This is a genomic window from Clostridium culturomicium (assembly GCF_000821305.1).
Classification (GTDB): domain Bacteria; phylum Bacillota; class Clostridia; order Clostridiales; family Clostridiaceae; genus Clostridium_J; species Clostridium_J culturomicium.
The window spans coordinates 871,368-888,180 of the sequence record NZ_CCXK01000017.1; the positions used below are offsets into that span (position 1 = coordinate 871,368).

Sequence of the window (16,813 nt, forward strand, 5' to 3'; positions counted from 1 at the left end):
CTAAATCACTCCTTTTTTTATTATAAGTTTATTTTCTTCGATATTTAAAATTGTATAAATATCTCCAAAATTAATATCATCTCCGATATTTCTTGCTGTCCAGTAAACTTCATTTACCTTTATTCTACATTCACCACTTTGTTGTAAGTTGAAATCAGCTGTAAACTGTTTACCTTCATACTTACCAACTAAAAGCTTTTCTTTTGGTAAATTTTTAGTAATATATTTTTTAGATACTTTAAGACCATAGATAATTGCTATTGTACCAAGAAGCAAAGCAATCCATAACTGACTTGTAAATCCAATAAAGAATCCAGCTATAAAAGCCGGTATGAATCCTATTGCAAGCCAAGAAAAAGTAAAGCTGCTTGTGGTAATATCAATTATTATCACAAAAATTGTTAATGCAAACCAAATCCAATTTAACCCCATAATATTCTCCTTTCTAATTTAATAGTTTAATAACTCCCTTTATTTAATTATACCATAGATTTACAATAATGCTATACAGTTTTCAATAATATTTTAAGAGTTTTTGATTAACTCTTAAAATGGTATTATTTATCACTATTCTTTTATCCAATTTGCAATATCCTCTATAACTTCTTTATCGACTTTTGACTGTTTAGTGTAGTCATTTGGTGTTGGATTCTTGCTTCCTTCCATAAATAAATGTGATAGTTTCTTATAGCTTTTAAACTTAAAATTATCCTTTGAGGCTAATTCATCTTTATATAGATCGAAATTATCCATAGGTACTTGGTAATCCCTTTCTCCTTGAAGAATTAAAGTTGGTTCACTAACTTTTTTCCACTCATTAACTCCATCATAATTATTAAAAAAGCTCCAATACTTTTGACCTACACCTAAAATTATGCTTTGGCTAACCATTTCTCCCTCCTTAAGCTTTTTAACCAATTCATACTCTTTATTAAACTCATCTAAAACAGTTTTCTCTTCTTTTGTAACCTTATTATCATAGTTTGCTAAATACTCATATTGATACTTCATCAAATCTTCAAAGGTTTCTCCTATAGTTCCAGCCAAAGAAATTCCACCTTTTATCATTGGCTCTTTTTCATAAAAATATGGAATTAAGTACCCTGATAAACTGTGACCTAAAATAAAAAGTCTATCCATATCAACTTCATTTCTTGATTTTAAATATTCTATTGCTGCAGTCAAATCATTAGTATACTCTTCATCTACTGAAAGATTCTCTATTTCTTCTGTAGTAAACTCATATCCATAGGTATACGTTCTTTTATCATATCTTAAAGATGCAATACCATATTCGGCTAAACCTTCTGCTATATCTCTAAGTGGTTTATTTAAACCATATATAGTCTCATCTCTATCACTACTGCCAGAACCTTGAAGAAGTATTACAACTGGAACTTTTTCTGTTTCTCCTTTTGGCGAAACAAAAGTACCATTAATTTTATTTGAATCACTTTCAAAGGATACTGCCTCGCCTGAATATTTATCAGTATTTACTCTTTCTCCATCAATAACAGATTCCTGAAGAGAATATCCTTCGATATACTTACCATCATCTGAAAAGGAAATTCTTACATCATAATTTCCCTTTTCAAATTCTGTATATGCTAAGATTGTTTTATAGCCAGAATCAAAAACAAGTCTTAAATCACTAAAAGACTTCACATCTCCAAATTGCTTCTCTAATCCCTTATTTTGCTCTGATATAACCTTCTTTCTAACAGATTTTTTAAAATTTTCTGAACCCATAGCATAAATACCATTACTGTTATACTCTTTAAAGTAGTTCATAAAAGTATTTGCATTTTCAAAAATATCATCACTAATATCAACAGTTACATCAATTGTTAAATCCTCTTTATTTGATGAAGTTAATGAACATCCGGTTAGATTAAAGCATAATCCTGCTGCAATTAATGCCGCTATTACCTTATGACTTTTTTTCATAATATCTCCTCCAATAATAATATATTTATATAATTAAGTTTATAGACCCTAAACCCCCATGAAAAAAGCTAAATTCTCATAATATTTCATAGTCCACTTAAATTACTATAATTGCAATATATACTATATAAGTTTATTTTTCAATGTTAACACAGTTTATTTAATGATTTTTATATTATTGAATATACGGACAATTTTGGGTAAAATACTAAAGAGATTAATAACTTTTAAAAACATACTGGAGGCAGACATGGAATTAAACATATATTTAAAAGGTAAAAAAGAACCAGAGAAATATTCTGGTGATAGAATTGATGTTTTAGACTTTGAAATGGCAGGCATTAAGTATAAGCAGATTAGATATTTCAGAAGTGGATTCAGCAAAAGTCACTTAATTGAAGCTGACTTAATTCAAAGAATAGTAGAAAAATAAAAGCAGGTTTTCCCTGCTTTTTATATTTCAATAGATTTTATAACATTTCCATCTATATCTTTAATAGTAAATACTTTTCCCTCAAGGACCCCATAGGAATGTGGATTATCATTTTTAGGATATGATATGGAACCTGGATTAATTATTTTCACATCATCTTGAAGCATTTCATCTAAAATATGAGTATGACCATGAATAATCACATCATGCTTAGACACCTTTAGCATATTATCCTTATTGTATAGATGACCATGAGTAATATATATTCTTATACCTTCCCAAAACAATACAGAATAATCAGCCATACAAGGAAAGTCTAAAACCATTTGATCAACTTCAGCATCACAATTACCCCTCACTGCAATAATTTTATCCTTAATGCTATTTAATAGCTCTGCAACCTGCTGTGGATTATATTCTTCAGGCAATGGATTTCTAGGACCATGATAAAGCACATCCCCTAGAATAACCAAATTATCTCCCTTCTCTTCTTCAAAAATCTCCACTGCTTTATTTGCATATTTATATGAACCATGAATATCTGAAATAAATACTAGCTTCATAATTACCTCCATCAATGTTTTATATATATATTTTATCTTCTTTGTTAGAATTGTCAAACAAGTGACAAATTTTATTGACTGAAAAATTTTTAACCTCTATAATTTAGGTATATACGTAAACTTACTCTCATATGAATTGAAATGAGTAGTTTCCTATATATAAGGTTTATAAAACACATAAAAAAGTTTCATATACTAAATCAAAGATTTGTAGTGTCAACTGTGGACACTCATTAAAGGAGGGGCATTATGGTTATAAAAGTTTGTGTAGGCAGTGCTTGTTACATAAGAGGTTCTCATACCATAATTAATAAGTTAAAAGAATTAATAGAAAAATACAGTTTAGAAGATTCTGTTGAATTAAAGGCCACATTTTGTATAGGACATTGTAATAAAGCAGTATGTGTAACAGTAGATGATGATATTTACGCAGTAAGTGAGGCAAATATTAATGAATTCTTTGAGGAAGCCGTATTGGATAAGGTGAAACCATGCAAGTAATGGATTTCTCTTCTGCAAATTGTAAAAACTGCTATAAATGTGTTAGAACTTGTACTGTAAAAGCTATTAAAGTATTAAATGACCAAGCTAAAATTGAAGAAAACAAGTGCATATCTTGTGGTCACTGTTTGGTGGTATGTCCTCAAAACGCTCGTCATGTCTTGTCAGATATTGATAGTGTAAAACAAGCTATTAATGAAAATAAAACTATTGTGGCTCAACTAGCTCCTGCATATAAAGGTGTTTTTGAACACCCCGAGAAACTAATATCGGCCTTAAGAACCTTAGGGTTTTCTTACATTGAAGAAGTATCAATCGGAGCCGAATTAGTTAGTCAAAAGTATGAAGAAATTATTTCAAATAGTAATTCAGAACAGTTTATTACTAGCTGCTGCCCTTCTGTGGTAATGCTCATCGAAAAGTACTATCCTGAATTAATTCCAATAATTCTTCCCGTATCTTCTCCAATGATAGCTCATGGAAAAACAATAAAAAATAGATATGACAATCCTTTTACTGTTTTTATCGGTCCGTGTATATCAAAGAAATGTGAAGCTCTATCTGAAGATAATAAAGGTATTATAGATGCAGTGTTAACCTTTGATGAAATAAAAGAATTATTAAATGAAAAAGATATTTCTTACTGCAATCTAGAAAATGATAAAGCTGATTATGAAGGTACACAACGAGGAAGCCAATACCCTTTAGTTGGTGGTATACTTAATGCATTAAAACCAACTCTTGAAAAAAAAGATATTGATATCATAAGTATTCATGGTTTAGAAAACTGTATTAATATATTAGAAGAATTGAAAAGTGGTAACCTGAAAGGTGTCTGCGTAGAGCTTAGTGCATGTAATGAAAGTTGTTTAGGTGGACCTGGAGTGATCCATAATAAAGAATCAATATATACGAGATTAAAAAGATTAAAAAATTACATAAAAAATGATAACTCAGCTAAAAATTTATTAAATATAAATGTGGACGAGTTAAATTTACAAAGAAATTATAAAAATAAAAAAACTCCAATGTTAATCCCAACTAATGAGGAATTAACGGATATCTTAAGAGCTATGGGTAAATACACAAAAGATGATGAATTAAATTGTGGTGGATGTGGATATAACACCTGCAGAGATAAATCTGTTGCAGTATATAATGGAATGTCACAAGTTGAAATGTGTATTCCATATATGCGATCTTTAGCAGAAAGTATGAATAATGAAATCTTCTCTAATTCAACCAATGCCATCATATTTGTAAATAAAAACTTAGAGATAAGAAATATTAATCCTTCCGGTGTTACAATGTTCTTAAGGAACAATCCTAGAAACATCGAAGGTACACTTATTACAGACTTGCTAAATGATGATGACTTTAAACGTGTATTTGAAACTAAAAATAATGTTGTTAGACAAAAGGTATATTATGAGGATTTAAACTTCTATGGTTATAAAAGTATAGTTCATATTCCAAATGATGATTCTCTTCTTGTAACCTTTACAGATATTACAGATGAAGAAAATCGTAAACTTGAATTAACGCAGGTTAAAACGCATGCCCTTGATGTTACTCAAACAATTATAAATAAACAAATGAGAGTAGCTCAAGAAATTGCCAGTCTTTTAGGTGAAACTACTGCTGAAACTAAAGTGGCAATTTTAGAACTTAAAAAAGTTTTAGAAAAGGAAATTTAATTTAATATGAGAAAATATTATTTAGATATTACAAATTTGAGTATGAACAAATATGGTGAAGAACTATGTGGAGATAATGTTGAGATAGTTAAACTGTCTGATGGCATGTTAGTGGTTATGTCCGATGGCCTTGGAAGTGGGGTTAAGGCAAATATCTTAGGAACACTGACATCTAAAATAGCTATCACAATGCTTAAAGAAGGCGCAACAATTGATGAGACAATAGATACAATAATCAATACCCTTCCAGAGTGCCAAGTAAGAAAATTAGCCTATTCTACTTTTACCATCGTTAAAATTAAAAATGATGGCGAAGTATATATGGTTGAATATGATAACCCTCCAGTTTTCTTATTTAGAAGTAACAGAAGCAGCCATATTGAAAAAGTTAAAAGAATCGTTAATGATAAAGTAATATATGAAAGCCGATTTTATATGTGTGAAGATGATACCTTAGTTGTTATCAGTGATGGAGTTGTCCATGCTGGAGTCGGAGGACTTTTAAACCTTGGATGGGAACTACCCCATATAGATAGATACTTAACTAATCTGGTTCAAAAAGAAAAAACAGCAAGAGGAATATGTTCTCAACTTATTTCTACCTGTAAGGATCTATATGATAGCAAGCCTGGTGATGATACAACAGCAGTTGTAATAAGACTTCACCGAGAAAAAAATATATCATTATTCATTGGACCTCCTAAGAAAAAATTAGATGACGCTACTTTAATAGCATTAGTACAGAGTGTTCCTGGTAAAAAGATTGTTTGTGGTGGAACAACCTCTAATATTATTGCAAAAGGCTTAAAGACAACAATTGAGATGGATTTAACTAATTTCACTGCTGATGTTCCTCCTTGTGGATATATGAATGGGGTTGACTTAGTAACTGAAGGCTTATTAACTTTAAATAAGGTAAAGGATATGCTTACAGATTATCTTAATAAAACTAAAACCTCATCAACAATACCAAACATCCGCGGTAATGATGGTGCTAGCAAAATTGTATCAACCTTAATTAACGAAGGTACAACCATTAACTTCTATGTAGGCGAAGCTATAAATCCTGCCCATGAAGATACTGGATATCCTCAACAGTTTAATTTAAAAATGCAAATTATAAAGGACATAATGAAACTATTAAAAGAACTTAATAAACAGGTTTCTGTTAGATATTTATAAAAAAAGGTATTAGGATGCTATTTTCCTAATACCTTTTTTATAAGAAGCCAAATCTTTGATTTGGTTAATGCGAGCTTACTCGTTTGGATAAATCTGAAAAAAATTCCTTTAGTTAGCTATTGAAATATTTCTTGACTCTTTCCCTTCAATATTAGATAAAAACCTTTTATAACATATAAGTATAATTAGCCCTATGATCGTTGTTAGTAAAACAATCACAGCTGCACATAAAGCAAAAAATTCCTCTGGGAGAATTCCAATTATTGGATCAGTTAGTGGATCAAATAACCACTTATCGTTATTAAAAAATATTTTATGAAAAACGGTAAAAAAGAAACTAAAACTTGTACTAACTACTAAAGAAGTAGCAATAGGCATAATTATTAAAGTCAATCCAATCTGTTTTAAAGGTTTCCAACTTTTATAGCTATAATAGTATATACCTACAAGAAAACCTACTCCTAATAATAAAACTATAGCTACAATTTTTGCTAAGTCGAAAAGCTTCCTAACCTCAAAAAAATGAACAGCCCCATCTTTAGAATATTCCATGGTAGGAAGCTTAAATTCCTTACTCTTATCTTTACTCAAAATATAATCTACTATATAAGAATAATTGCTTTTTATCTCTTCTTTCGTTACTTCTCCCCTATCCTCTAATTCAAATTTTTCTATAGTTGAATAATAAATATATTTTGAATTGGTTACTACTAATGTTGAAATCAATAAAGCCAACACTAGACTTCCGATAACAATGAATATGGACAAAATATTTTTCCTCATTTTTATCCCCCTCCTTGTACTATTATTGCAAAAACGAATAAATTATACAAGTATATCATATTGTAGCTTAGAAAATATTAAATAATTAAAATTCATATTTTTATTATTATAAATTTACTTTTATTATTATAAATTAATTTTTATTTATGAAATATATTATTTCAATCTTCAGTATCAATAAAATCTCCATCCCTATCTCCTTTTAAATATAAAGCACTTATTAATTTTTTCACCATCGATAAATCATCAAAAATGCAAATACATAATTTATTCATATTTCATGAAAAAATGTTATATGTATTATATATAATAAAATTTTTCAAACCTAAAATATAGGAGTGTGTTGTTAATGAAAGGAAAAACCAAATCACCTTTACCTGAAAACAGACCACGTAAACCTACATTATTAGTTGCATCTTTACCTATTCTTGTACTAATGGTATGTCTTGCAGTTGCAATCATCATTTATGACGGAAGTCCTCATATTCCACTTATTATGGCCTCCTGTGTTGCCGGAATAATTTCACTTATCTTAGGCAATAAGTGGAAGGATGTCGAAACTGGATTTATTAATACAATTCAAATGTCAATGCAGGCTATTCTTATATTAATGATTGTTGGTGCTTTAGTTGGCTGCTGGATCTTAAGTGGTACCGTACCAACCATGATATATTATGGACTAAAGATATTATCTCCAGCAATATTTTTAGTTGCTACCTGTATTATATGTGCCATTGTCTCCTTGGCTACAGGAAGCTCCTGGACAACAGCTGGAACCGTTGGTATTGCCCTTATCGGTGTTGGCGTTGGCCTCGGAATCCCAACTCCACAAATAGCTGGTGCAATTATATCAGGTGCATATTTTGGAGATAAAATGTCCCCTTTATCTGATACTACAAATTTAGCTCCAGCCATGGCCGGAACTAACTTATTTGTTCATATCAGACATATGTTTTACACTGTAACACCAAGTATTATCATTGCTTTGATAGTATTCGCTATTCTTGGATTCAAGTACGCTGGCAAGCCACTAGATGTTGCTCAGCTTAACGAAATATTTGCTGGATTAGAAGCTTCTGGGTCCTTAAATCCTATATTACTACTACCTCCAGTTTTAGTAATTGTTTTAGTTGTAAAAAAGATGCCTGCAATTCCAGGTCTATTATGTGGGATTGCTGCTGGTGCAATATTAGCAGTTTTAGTACAAGGCGCTAACTTCGGTGATATCGTAAATGTGTTAAACGATGGTTATACAAGTGAAACTGGAGTCTTAATGGTAGATGAACTTCTTACTAGAGGTGGTGTACAAGGCATGATGTATACCGTTTCGCTAATTATGTGTGCTATGGTATTTGGTGGAATCATGGAACAATCTGGAATGCTTGGTACACTTGCAGAAAGCTTATTAAGATTTGCAAAAGGTACTGGTTCCTTAGTATTTGTAACAATTTTATCATGCTTCTTAGTTAATCTATTAGCAGCTGACCAATATTTATCAATAGTTATTCCTGGAAGAATGTATAAGGATGAATTTGCTAAGCGAAGATTGCATCCTAAGAATCTTTCACGCTGTTTAGAGGATTGTGGGACTTTAACCTCACCATTTATTCCATGGAATACCTGCGGAGCATATATGTCAACAACCTTAGGAGTATCTTGTCTAGCTTATGCACCGTATTGTGTATTAAATTATGTTAATCCAATAATCTCAATAATTTATGGATTCACAGGTTTCTCAATGGAAAAACTTAAACCTGAAGAATCTGTACTAGAAGTTTAAAGAATAAAGGGTCATTGCAATGCAATGACCCTTTATTTATGTTTATTTTCTTTTTTTAATATTTTTACCAACAAGATATCCTACAAACAATCCAGTTCCTAAAGCCATGAGAGTTTTAACTCTTTCAAATCTAAGATCTGCATCTGAAATAGGCTTAACATTATTAATAATTACCGTATCCCTATCTCCTACATTTTCATTAGGATATAATGATGCACCAACTAAGCATAAATGATTAAATCTTTCTTCAGAAAAGTTGATAGATAAATCTTTTAATGTACTTAAGAAATATTCCTTAGTCCATTTATCATCCTCTTCTAATTTTGCACCATCATGAGCTTCAAATAATCCTTCTATATTCTCCTTTGCATAATTAAGAGCATTTAAAATTTTATCTGAATTTTCAGGTTCAACTCTTATATACTCAATTAAAGCTCTTCTTACTTCATCAATGCTTTTTGACTTTATCGCTTCTTCAATTAAGTTTAAACTTATTTCCATAAAATTTCCTCCTATTTTAATCTTTACATACGACTTTAATATGTTTCCCAAAATTAATTTGGTCTATCTCAACTTCTACTTTAATTTGCTATAAAGAAGTTTACTTTAATAATAATTAACTATTATACTAAAATATTATTTCGAGTATATACTAATTATATAGTTATATATGTTAAAATTCAATGATTATTCTAATAAAGAAATAGTTAACATATATTTAATTCTAAGTCAAAAATTCATTTTGTTAATATTATAATAATAGGAATATAGTATTCCCAAGTTAAGGAGTTTTAATTATGAATAGTTATGGATTATCCTTAGGGGGTGGCGGATCCAGAGGTGCATATCAGCTTGGAGTTTGGAAGGCTCTTAAAGAACTTAACATTAAAATTGACCATGTTGTTGGCACATCAATAGGCGCTATTAATGGTGCCTTCATTTGCCAAGATAAATTTGATGAGCTTTTAAACTTATGGTCAAATGTAACTTTAAATAGTTGTTTTGAGGTGAAAGATATCATTTGCAAAGATGCCATAGATATTCCATTAATAATAAAATCCTTAATCAACGACGGTGGTTTAAATCCTGGTCCTTTGCGCCAACTGCTTCAGGAGAATATAAACGAAGACCTTTTACGAAATTCTTCTATTGAGTATGGAATTGTTACAATATGTCTTTCTAGTTTTAAGCCTTTAGAAATTTTCATTGAAGAAATTCCACCGGGGAAATTAGTTGACTATATTATGGCAAGTGCTTCCCTACCAGGATTTAAGAAGTTTCTAATTGAGAATGAATGTTTTATTGATGGTGGTTTATATAATAATCTTCCTTCATCAATGCTTATAAATAAAAATTGTACTCATATAATTGAAGTTGACATTGAAGGACCCGGCTTTACTAAGAGGGTTAAGGATAAAAGCACTTTGGATTTTATCGAAATAAAACCTAAAGATAGTTTAGGTTCCATTCTAAGTTTTGATCCTAAACTTATAAAAACTAATTTAAACTTAGGCTATTTGGATACCTTAAAAGCTTTTAATAGTATAAAAGGTACTTATTATCACTTCTTTAAACAGGAGCTTCTTACTGAAAACCTGTTGCACAAAGTAAATGATGACGAACTATTGTTATTGCTCAAGTCAATTGATTTTAATAATTCATTTTTTGATAAAATAACTTTTTTCAGAGGCTTAAACAAATTAAAATCAGGTGCACGAAGTATATTAATTAATTCAACAGAATCACTTCAGCTGGCCATGGAAATTACTGCTGAAGTTCTAACTCTTCCAAAGGATAAAGTTTATTCTACAGATGAAATGTTACTTAAAATAATAAATGAAACAAAACATAATAAATCATTGAAGGAGATCTTTTTATTAACAAACTGTGATATTCAAGACCATTCACCACCAAAAATTTTATTTAGAAGGACTTTAGCAATAAGTTTTCCAACTGAGTTCATAGCACACATGTTTCTTAGTCTTATTAAATATAGAATAAAACATTAAACCTTATTTTAAAAAAGTTAAAACTTTAATCTAACTAAAATATAATTAATATGTTATAATTATATTGTAGCTTTTTTGCTGCAATGATATATTTGGAGGATGATAAAATATGAATGTTGCTTTTTTTCTTACTCCTAAAAGCGAAGTAATTTTTGAAAAGGTTAGCTCTACAATGAGAAGAGCTATGGAAAGAATGGAGTATCATAGATATACATCTATACCACTAGTTGATGATAAAGGAAAATATATTGGTACTTTAACTGAAGGTGACCTTTTATGGAAACTTAAAAACTCACCCGAACTAAATTTAAAAGATACTGAAAACGTATTGATTAAAGAAATTCCTAGACATGTTAAAAATAAACCAGTATCTATAAATTCCGATATGGAGAGTCTAATCCTTGCTGCAAAATCTCAGAACTTTGTTCCTGTAGTAGATGATTCAAATATTTTTATAGGAATAATAAAAAGAGGTGACATTATATCCTATTGCTACAAAAGAATTTTTGAAGAGGATGACTCTAATCATTTTAGCGAATTCAAAAATATGACTAAAATAAGCTAAAAATAAAAGCTTCGTTACCTTAAGAATATAATTATAAGGTAACGAAGCTTTTTTATACTTGAAACTAATTTAATAAATACCTTGAAATTATTATAAAAAATGTTATAATTTACATTATATTATACCTAGAGAAAGAAGGGTTTACTTTGAGCAATTCTAATAAAAAGAAGTTTAAAAATAAAAAATCAGAAAAATTCACCATTTCTAAATTTATATTTGATAAACTATATTTCGCAGTCATTGCTGTATTAATAATAATGCTCGCAATATTTTATAAAAATAATGAAGTAACAAATAAAAAACTCTTATCTTCATTGAAAAGCACTCCAGCAAACTACTCTGTTACTGATGCAATTGATGAAAAAAAACTAGTAAATTACTATGGAGTAATAACTAATTTAGATTTATTATATGATTTTGTTGATGATTGCAAAAAAGGTAAAACCACTGAACTAACTTATGTAGTATGTAACGATTTAAATGAATTAGTAATAAAAACTGCTTTGTATAAAAATGATAAAATATATGTTAATGTTGACAGTACTAGGACAAGCGCAGAAAATAAAGGAATCAAGACATACACCTTTACTGACTATGAACTTTTAGATAAGGATGGAAATGTAACTTTAGTATTATCTAATAAAGATGATATTATGAATTTCTTTCAATATATAAAAAGATAGGTGAAAGCTTAAAGCTTTCACCTATCTTTTTTTCAAAATAAAACTTATTTACCAATTCATTCTATAATATGGTTTAATCCCTTATTAAATATCTCTTTTACATGATCATCATCTAAGGAATAAAATACTACCTTACCACTCTTTCTCATTTTTACAAGTCTACTCATTTTTAATACTCTTAATTGATGTGAAATAGCCGAATGAGTCATATTTGTTAAAACTGCTATATCACATACACAAGCTTCTGTATTCATCAAAATATTTAATATTTTTACCCTTGTAGGGTCCCCCATACATTTAAAAAGATTAGCTAATTCATTAACCTTATCTTCATTAAGTTCTTTTCCCTTTAATTTATCTATGACCTCATCATGAATTACATTCTGAGTACAAACATATTTATTATCCATAATACTCCCTCTTCACATGCGAACACATGCTCATTAAAATATATCTATATATTATTAGTTTTAACAAATGGTGTCAAGAAATATTCCTATACTTTATTATAAGTACAATCCCTTTGTATTGTTCGTTTATATAAAAATATTTCCTTTAAGCAATATGTTACATGTGTATTTTTTTAACAAAAAACAAATAATATTATATAAGTCTTTTGTTTCTTTATTATATATTATCACAAATAAAAATAAATTATATAAATAATTAACACTTTATTTATATTTGCCTTATATATTTTTATTCTCTTTATGATATACTATGTTTATAATAATATCTAGAGTTGAATACTAGATAATGAATTTTGGAGGTATTTTTATGAATGTTAAATTTCGCGAACCATTTAGTGGATTTTCTCATGCCTTTGGTGCCATTGTATCTTTCATTGGATTAGTACTATTAATTTTTGCCCAAATATATTCTAATAATTATAATACTATTACTATAATATCAGCCCTTGTATTTGGAATAAGCTTGATCTGCCTTTATACAGCCAGCAGTGTCTATCACCTAACGGTTGCAAAGGATTCAATCATTAAATCCCTAAGAAAGCTAGATCATGCTATGATCTTCATTTTAATTGCAGGTACTTATACCCCTGTATGCGCTGTTTTATTAAATGCTCCGTTAAAATATATAATGCTAGGTGCTATATGGACAGTTGCTATATGTGGAATTATTTTTAAATTAGCATGGATTAATTGTCCATCATGGCTTTCTTCTGCAATATATATAGGTATGGGTTGGATGGCTATCTTCATAATTAAACCGCTAACTGCTGTAATTCCAACTTCTGGGTTATTTCTTCTTGTATTAGGTGGTGTATTATACACTATAGGTGGAGTAATTTATTGTTTAGAAAAAAAAGGAGTTACAAGAAAGTTCGGAGCTCATGAAATTTTTCATATCTTTGTAATTTTAGGTAGTTTAGCTCATTACATTTTTATATTTAAGTATGTATTTAAACTATAAAAAAAGTACTAGAAATTTTTTCTAGTACTTTTTTTATGTCAAATATACCTTGTTACTCATCCTGATTCTTTGAAAATATAGAATCATCTGGAGGCGATATTACGTAGTTTATTGCAATTGCAATTACAATCCCCACTATAGTATCAAAGGTGCGTTGGAATGCATAGTGGATAATATCATCGCTAGTCATACTAATCATAATTACACAAAAAACAACGCAAGCCATCGAAATACAATCATGCCATTTTAATATATTTAGTAAGCTGATTAGGATAACTATTCCTATAAATATCAAAAACAAATTACCAGGGTCAATTAAGTACATTACTACCCCCATCAATCCGCCTATAACTGTTCCTAATACTCTATAAACTCCAGCCTTTATACCCTTTTTAACGGTTGTTTCCATTGAAATCAGTGCACCAGTAGCTACAAAGAAAGCGGACTCTAAGTTAAATATATCAGCAACAATTACGCTAATTACAACGGATAAAGCTGTTTTTATATTTCGCATTCCTATATACTTTTTAAAAAAATTTAAACTGCCTACTTCTTTCAAGTCACTATCTCCTAACTTCTTTTTTCTTTAGTATTATATTATACTATAACTTTAGTATAAATAAATATATTTTTATCGAAATTTAAAGAAATTTGGAGATTAAATTCTAATCAAAGGTTAACGGAATAAAATTAAAGCTGTCATAAGAAAAAATACCTTTTGTTGTAATCTTTATATTAGGAATTACAGGTAAACTCATAAAAGATAATGTAATAAATGGATCAATGCCCTCATTTAATCCAAAAGCTTTAACACTTTCATCAAGTTTTTTAACTCTTTCATACACTAAATCCATTGATGCAAAAGTCATTACTCCACCAATTTCTAATGGTAAAGAATTTACAACCTTACCTTTACTGACAATAACAATCCCCCCACCTATATCAATAAGTTCATTTACTGCTATGGCCATATCCTCATCCTTATCACCAACAACTATAATGTTATGTGAATCATGAGCAATGCTTTGTGCTATGGAACAATTTTTAAGTCCCATTCCTTTTAAATAACCTACTCCAAAATGATTACTTCCTTTATGCCGTTCGAATACACCTATTTTTAATACATCTTCATATTGTAACATATCTAATATTTCGCCTTGACCTGATAAATTAATTACTAACTGGTTAGTCTCTAAAGAGTATGGAATGACTTCAATTACATTAACCTTACTACCTTGCTTATAAACCTTAAATATATCGGAAATAATTTTACTTATATTCATAGAGTTTTTTATAACTTTAGCTTCTTCAGCACCAACTAATCCTTTGTATTCTTTTCCTCCCTTAATAACAGTATCTATGGAAACACTTTCAAGGTCATTTAAAATCATTAAATCTGCAATATAACCTGGTGCAATTGCACCTTTATTATTTAATCCATAGCAATTATAACCATTGTAACTGCCAATAATATATGCTTTTACGGGATCCATTCCTAGCTTAATTGCATTTTTCACTGCATTATTAATAGTTCCCGCCTCTAATATATCCTCAACATGCCTATCATCGGTACAAAAAGCAAATCTCCTATAGTTCTTTTCATTAATACATCCAATTAAGTCTTTTAAGTTTTTAGCTGCAGATCCCTCTCTGATTAATACATGCATACCAAGACTTACTTTTTCTATAGCTTCTTCATGGGTTGAGCACTCATGATCTGTACTTATACCTGACAATATATATTGATTCAGAATATTACCTGTTGCATGGGGACTATGACCATCAATGATCTTATCCTTAAACAAAAACAGTTTTTCCATCATAGCCGTATCCATATTAATTACAGATGGTACATCCATTACCTCTCCTAACCCTAGTACCATTTCATTATTTAAGTACTTATCCAAATCAACAGCATTTAATGTATAACCATTTTCCTCAAATCTTGTGGCTGGTACGCAAGATGGAATCATGAAATATATATCAAGCGGTGTTAGTTTGCTCTCTTCAATCATAAAGTCTATTCCATTAGTTCCTTGTACATTAGCTATTTCATGAGGATCTGCTATAACAGTAGTAACTCCATTTCTTAGTGCAATATCCCCATAAACTCTAGGTGTTACCATAGAAGATTCAATATGAACATGACAATCTATAAAGCCTGGGGCTACAACTTTATTCGTGCAGTCAATCTCCTTATACCCATCATACTTCCCTACTCCTATTATCTCATTGTCAATAATTCCAATATCCCCATAGGAATATTCTTCCGTAAATACATTAATGAATTTAGCATTTTTTAAAACTAAATCACATTTATCATAATGTATAGAAGCAGCATTTCCTTTTACTACTATTGACACTTAACCACCCCACTCAAAATCAAATAATGCTATAAATAAAAATACGAAAAACTACCTCATAGAAAAATATATAATTATATTCTTCTATGAGGTAGTTTTATTCCTCATCCCTAATATACTTATTCCAATTGGTATAGATATAAAATAAACTTGCAACATCCTGCATATTGTATAGCAGAATTTTCTCTTTCTTTTCTTCAGGCATTCTGGAAAAATAATTATCATCTTTCATTATTTTACCAAAGGTTTTAGCTAAAGTTGAGCCACTTATAACTTCGCTTTCACGTACAATGTCACACTCACACTCTAGAGCCTTTAACCCTATTGACTTCTTCTTAACTTGTTCATATTTTTTCTGCAAATCTATACCTTCAAAATAATCACCAAGAATATAATTTAACTTATATTTTTTTAATAGATAGTCAATAACTATAAAGTCATTATTACCAGAGAATGTTACAATGTACTCCTTTCCAAATTTATTTTTCATATCTAAAAAATACTGCTTTGACAATTTGAGTATTTCTTCAAGTTCATGTTTGTTTTCCATCATGTATTGTGTAACTTTAAGTTCACTTGACTCTTCATCGTAGTAAGCTGCGCCAAAGACTCCGATACAAATTGGTTTTTTGTAAACATAATGCTCTAAATCAAAAAAAATAGAGTTTTTGAATAAATCACTTCTTCCATTTATGTCAAGGCTATAGGGAAAATCACTTTCTTCAATCTTTAAAGTGCTTTCTTTAATTATCACTATACCACTCATTTCTTAAAACGTATTATACTTTAATTATATCAGTTTTTTGATATAATTATGAAGATCTTTTTCAAAAGATTATTTGTTTAATAAATATTATATCATATTAATTATTAACC

General features: G+C 29.4%; 18 protein-coding genes. 9 read left to right on the forward strand and 9 right to left on the reverse strand.

The features are described from left to right. On the reverse strand, positions 1 to 432 hold the full coding sequence (locus tag BN1075_RS16580) for an NfeD family protein (RefSeq protein ID WP_040194365.1): 432 nt from the start codon (positions 430 to 432) through the stop codon (positions 1 to 3). A gap of 135 nt (positions 433 to 567) precedes the next feature. Next, the gene (locus tag BN1075_RS16585) at positions 568 to 1,947 is read right to left on the reverse strand and encodes a prolyl oligopeptidase family serine peptidase (RefSeq protein WP_052406606.1); all 1,380 of its coding nucleotides are present in this window, start codon (positions 1,945 to 1,947) and stop codon (positions 568 to 570) included. Between the two features lie 250 nt (positions 1,948 to 2,197). Between BN1075_RS16585 and BN1075_RS16590 the strand changes: the two genes are divergently transcribed. Continuing rightward, positions 2,198 to 2,380, forward strand: a complete 183-nt coding sequence (locus BN1075_RS16590) for a hypothetical protein (protein ID WP_040194367.1) — start codon at positions 2,198 to 2,200, stop codon at positions 2,378 to 2,380. Between the two features lie 20 nt (positions 2,381 to 2,400). Here the strand turns inward: BN1075_RS16590 and yfcE are convergent, their stop codons facing one another. Beyond that, the gene (gene yfcE / locus BN1075_RS16595; protein ID WP_040194370.1) at positions 2,401 to 2,943 is read right to left on the reverse strand and encodes a phosphodiesterase; all 543 of its coding nucleotides are present in this window, start codon (positions 2,941 to 2,943) and stop codon (positions 2,401 to 2,403) included. 249 nt (positions 2,944 to 3,192) lie between these two features. Here yfcE and BN1075_RS16600 point away from each other — a divergent pair, with 249 nt between their 5' ends. Genes BN1075_RS16600 through BN1075_RS16610 form a run of 3 tightly spaced genes read left to right on the forward strand, consistent with a single transcriptional unit; the run spans position 3,193 to position 6,323 of the window. Further along, positions 3,193 to 3,444: a (2Fe-2S) ferredoxin domain-containing protein gene (locus BN1075_RS16600; protein WP_052406607.1), complete on the forward strand. Its 252-nt coding sequence runs from the start codon at positions 3,193 to 3,195 to the stop codon at positions 3,442 to 3,444. Next, a complete protein-coding gene (locus BN1075_RS16605; protein WP_040194374.1) occupies positions 3,435 to 5,141 on the forward strand; it encodes a [Fe-Fe] hydrogenase large subunit C-terminal domain-containing protein in 1,707 nt (568 codons plus the stop codon). The genes BN1075_RS16600 and BN1075_RS16605 overlap by 10 nt, the downstream gene beginning before the upstream one ends. A gap of 42 nt (positions 5,142 to 5,183) precedes the next feature. Then, positions 5,184 to 6,323, forward strand: coding sequence for a SpoIIE family protein phosphatase (locus tag BN1075_RS16610; RefSeq protein ID WP_235777826.1), 1,140 nt, complete (start codon positions 5,184 to 5,186; stop codon positions 6,321 to 6,323). 108 nt (positions 6,324 to 6,431) lie between these two features. Here BN1075_RS16610 and BN1075_RS16615 read toward each other — a convergent pair whose 3' ends face one another. Next, entirely contained in the window at positions 6,432 to 7,106 is a 675-nt protein-coding gene (locus BN1075_RS16615) for a TIGR01906 family membrane protein (protein ID WP_040194377.1), read from the reverse strand. 349 nt (positions 7,107 to 7,455) lie between these two features. On the opposite strand from BN1075_RS16615, the gene nhaC reads away from it, so the two are divergent. Beyond that, entirely contained in the window at positions 7,456 to 8,886 is a 1,431-nt protein-coding gene (gene nhaC, locus BN1075_RS16620) for a Na+/H+ antiporter NhaC (RefSeq protein ID WP_040194378.1), read from the forward strand. Positions 8,887 to 8,928: 42 nt separating this feature from the next. Here nhaC and BN1075_RS16625 read toward each other — a convergent pair whose 3' ends face one another. Continuing rightward, positions 8,929 to 9,387 (reverse strand): hypothetical protein, encoded by a 459-nt coding sequence (locus BN1075_RS16625; RefSeq protein WP_040194379.1) that lies wholly within the window; start codon positions 9,385 to 9,387, stop codon positions 8,929 to 8,931. A gap of 296 nt (positions 9,388 to 9,683) precedes the next feature. Here BN1075_RS16625 and BN1075_RS16630 point away from each other — a divergent pair, with 296 nt between their 5' ends. The 3 genes from BN1075_RS16630 to BN1075_RS16640 all read left to right on the forward strand — a co-directional run bounded on the left by BN1075_RS16630 (position 9,684) and on the right by BN1075_RS16640 (position 12,143). After that, complete coding sequence (locus tag BN1075_RS16630) at positions 9,684 to 10,895, forward strand: patatin-like phospholipase family protein (RefSeq protein ID WP_052406608.1); 1,212 nt, start codon at positions 9,684 to 9,686, stop codon at positions 10,893 to 10,895. 109 nt (positions 10,896 to 11,004) lie between these two features. Further along, the gene (locus tag BN1075_RS16635; RefSeq protein ID WP_040194381.1) at positions 11,005 to 11,460 is read left to right on the forward strand and encodes a CBS domain-containing protein; all 456 of its coding nucleotides are present in this window, start codon (positions 11,005 to 11,007) and stop codon (positions 11,458 to 11,460) included. Between the two features lie 146 nt (positions 11,461 to 11,606). After that, on the forward strand, positions 11,607 to 12,143 hold the full coding sequence (locus BN1075_RS16640) for a hypothetical protein (RefSeq protein ID WP_040194383.1): 537 nt from the start codon (positions 11,607 to 11,609) through the stop codon (positions 12,141 to 12,143). Positions 12,144 to 12,199: 56 nt separating this feature from the next. Here the strand turns inward: BN1075_RS16640 and BN1075_RS16645 are convergent, their stop codons facing one another. Further along, positions 12,200 to 12,553: an ArsR/SmtB family transcription factor gene (locus BN1075_RS16645; protein ID WP_040194384.1), complete on the reverse strand. Its 354-nt coding sequence runs from the start codon at positions 12,551 to 12,553 to the stop codon at positions 12,200 to 12,202. A 367-nt stretch (positions 12,554 to 12,920) separates the two neighbouring features. Here BN1075_RS16645 and trhA point away from each other — a divergent pair, with 367 nt between their 5' ends. Then, positions 12,921 to 13,574, forward strand: coding sequence for a PAQR family membrane homeostasis protein TrhA (trhA, locus tag BN1075_RS16650; RefSeq protein WP_040194386.1), 654 nt, complete (start codon positions 12,921 to 12,923; stop codon positions 13,572 to 13,574). 52 nt (positions 13,575 to 13,626) lie between these two features. Here the strand turns inward: trhA and BN1075_RS16655 are convergent, their stop codons facing one another. From BN1075_RS16655 to BN1075_RS16665, 3 genes are all read right to left on the reverse strand, one after another. Next, positions 13,627 to 14,133, reverse strand: a complete 507-nt coding sequence (locus BN1075_RS16655; RefSeq protein WP_052406609.1) for an FUSC family protein — start codon at positions 14,131 to 14,133, stop codon at positions 13,627 to 13,629. 106 nt (positions 14,134 to 14,239) lie between these two features. After that, the gene (ade, locus tag BN1075_RS16660) at positions 14,240 to 15,937 is read right to left on the reverse strand and encodes an adenine deaminase (RefSeq protein ID WP_040194388.1); all 1,698 of its coding nucleotides are present in this window, start codon (positions 15,935 to 15,937) and stop codon (positions 14,240 to 14,242) included. Positions 15,938 to 16,034: 97 nt separating this feature from the next. Beyond that, the gene (locus BN1075_RS16665) at positions 16,035 to 16,691 is read right to left on the reverse strand and encodes a ribonuclease H-like domain-containing protein (protein ID WP_040194389.1); all 657 of its coding nucleotides are present in this window, start codon (positions 16,689 to 16,691) and stop codon (positions 16,035 to 16,037) included. Positions 16,692 to 16,813 lie beyond the last annotated feature (122 nt).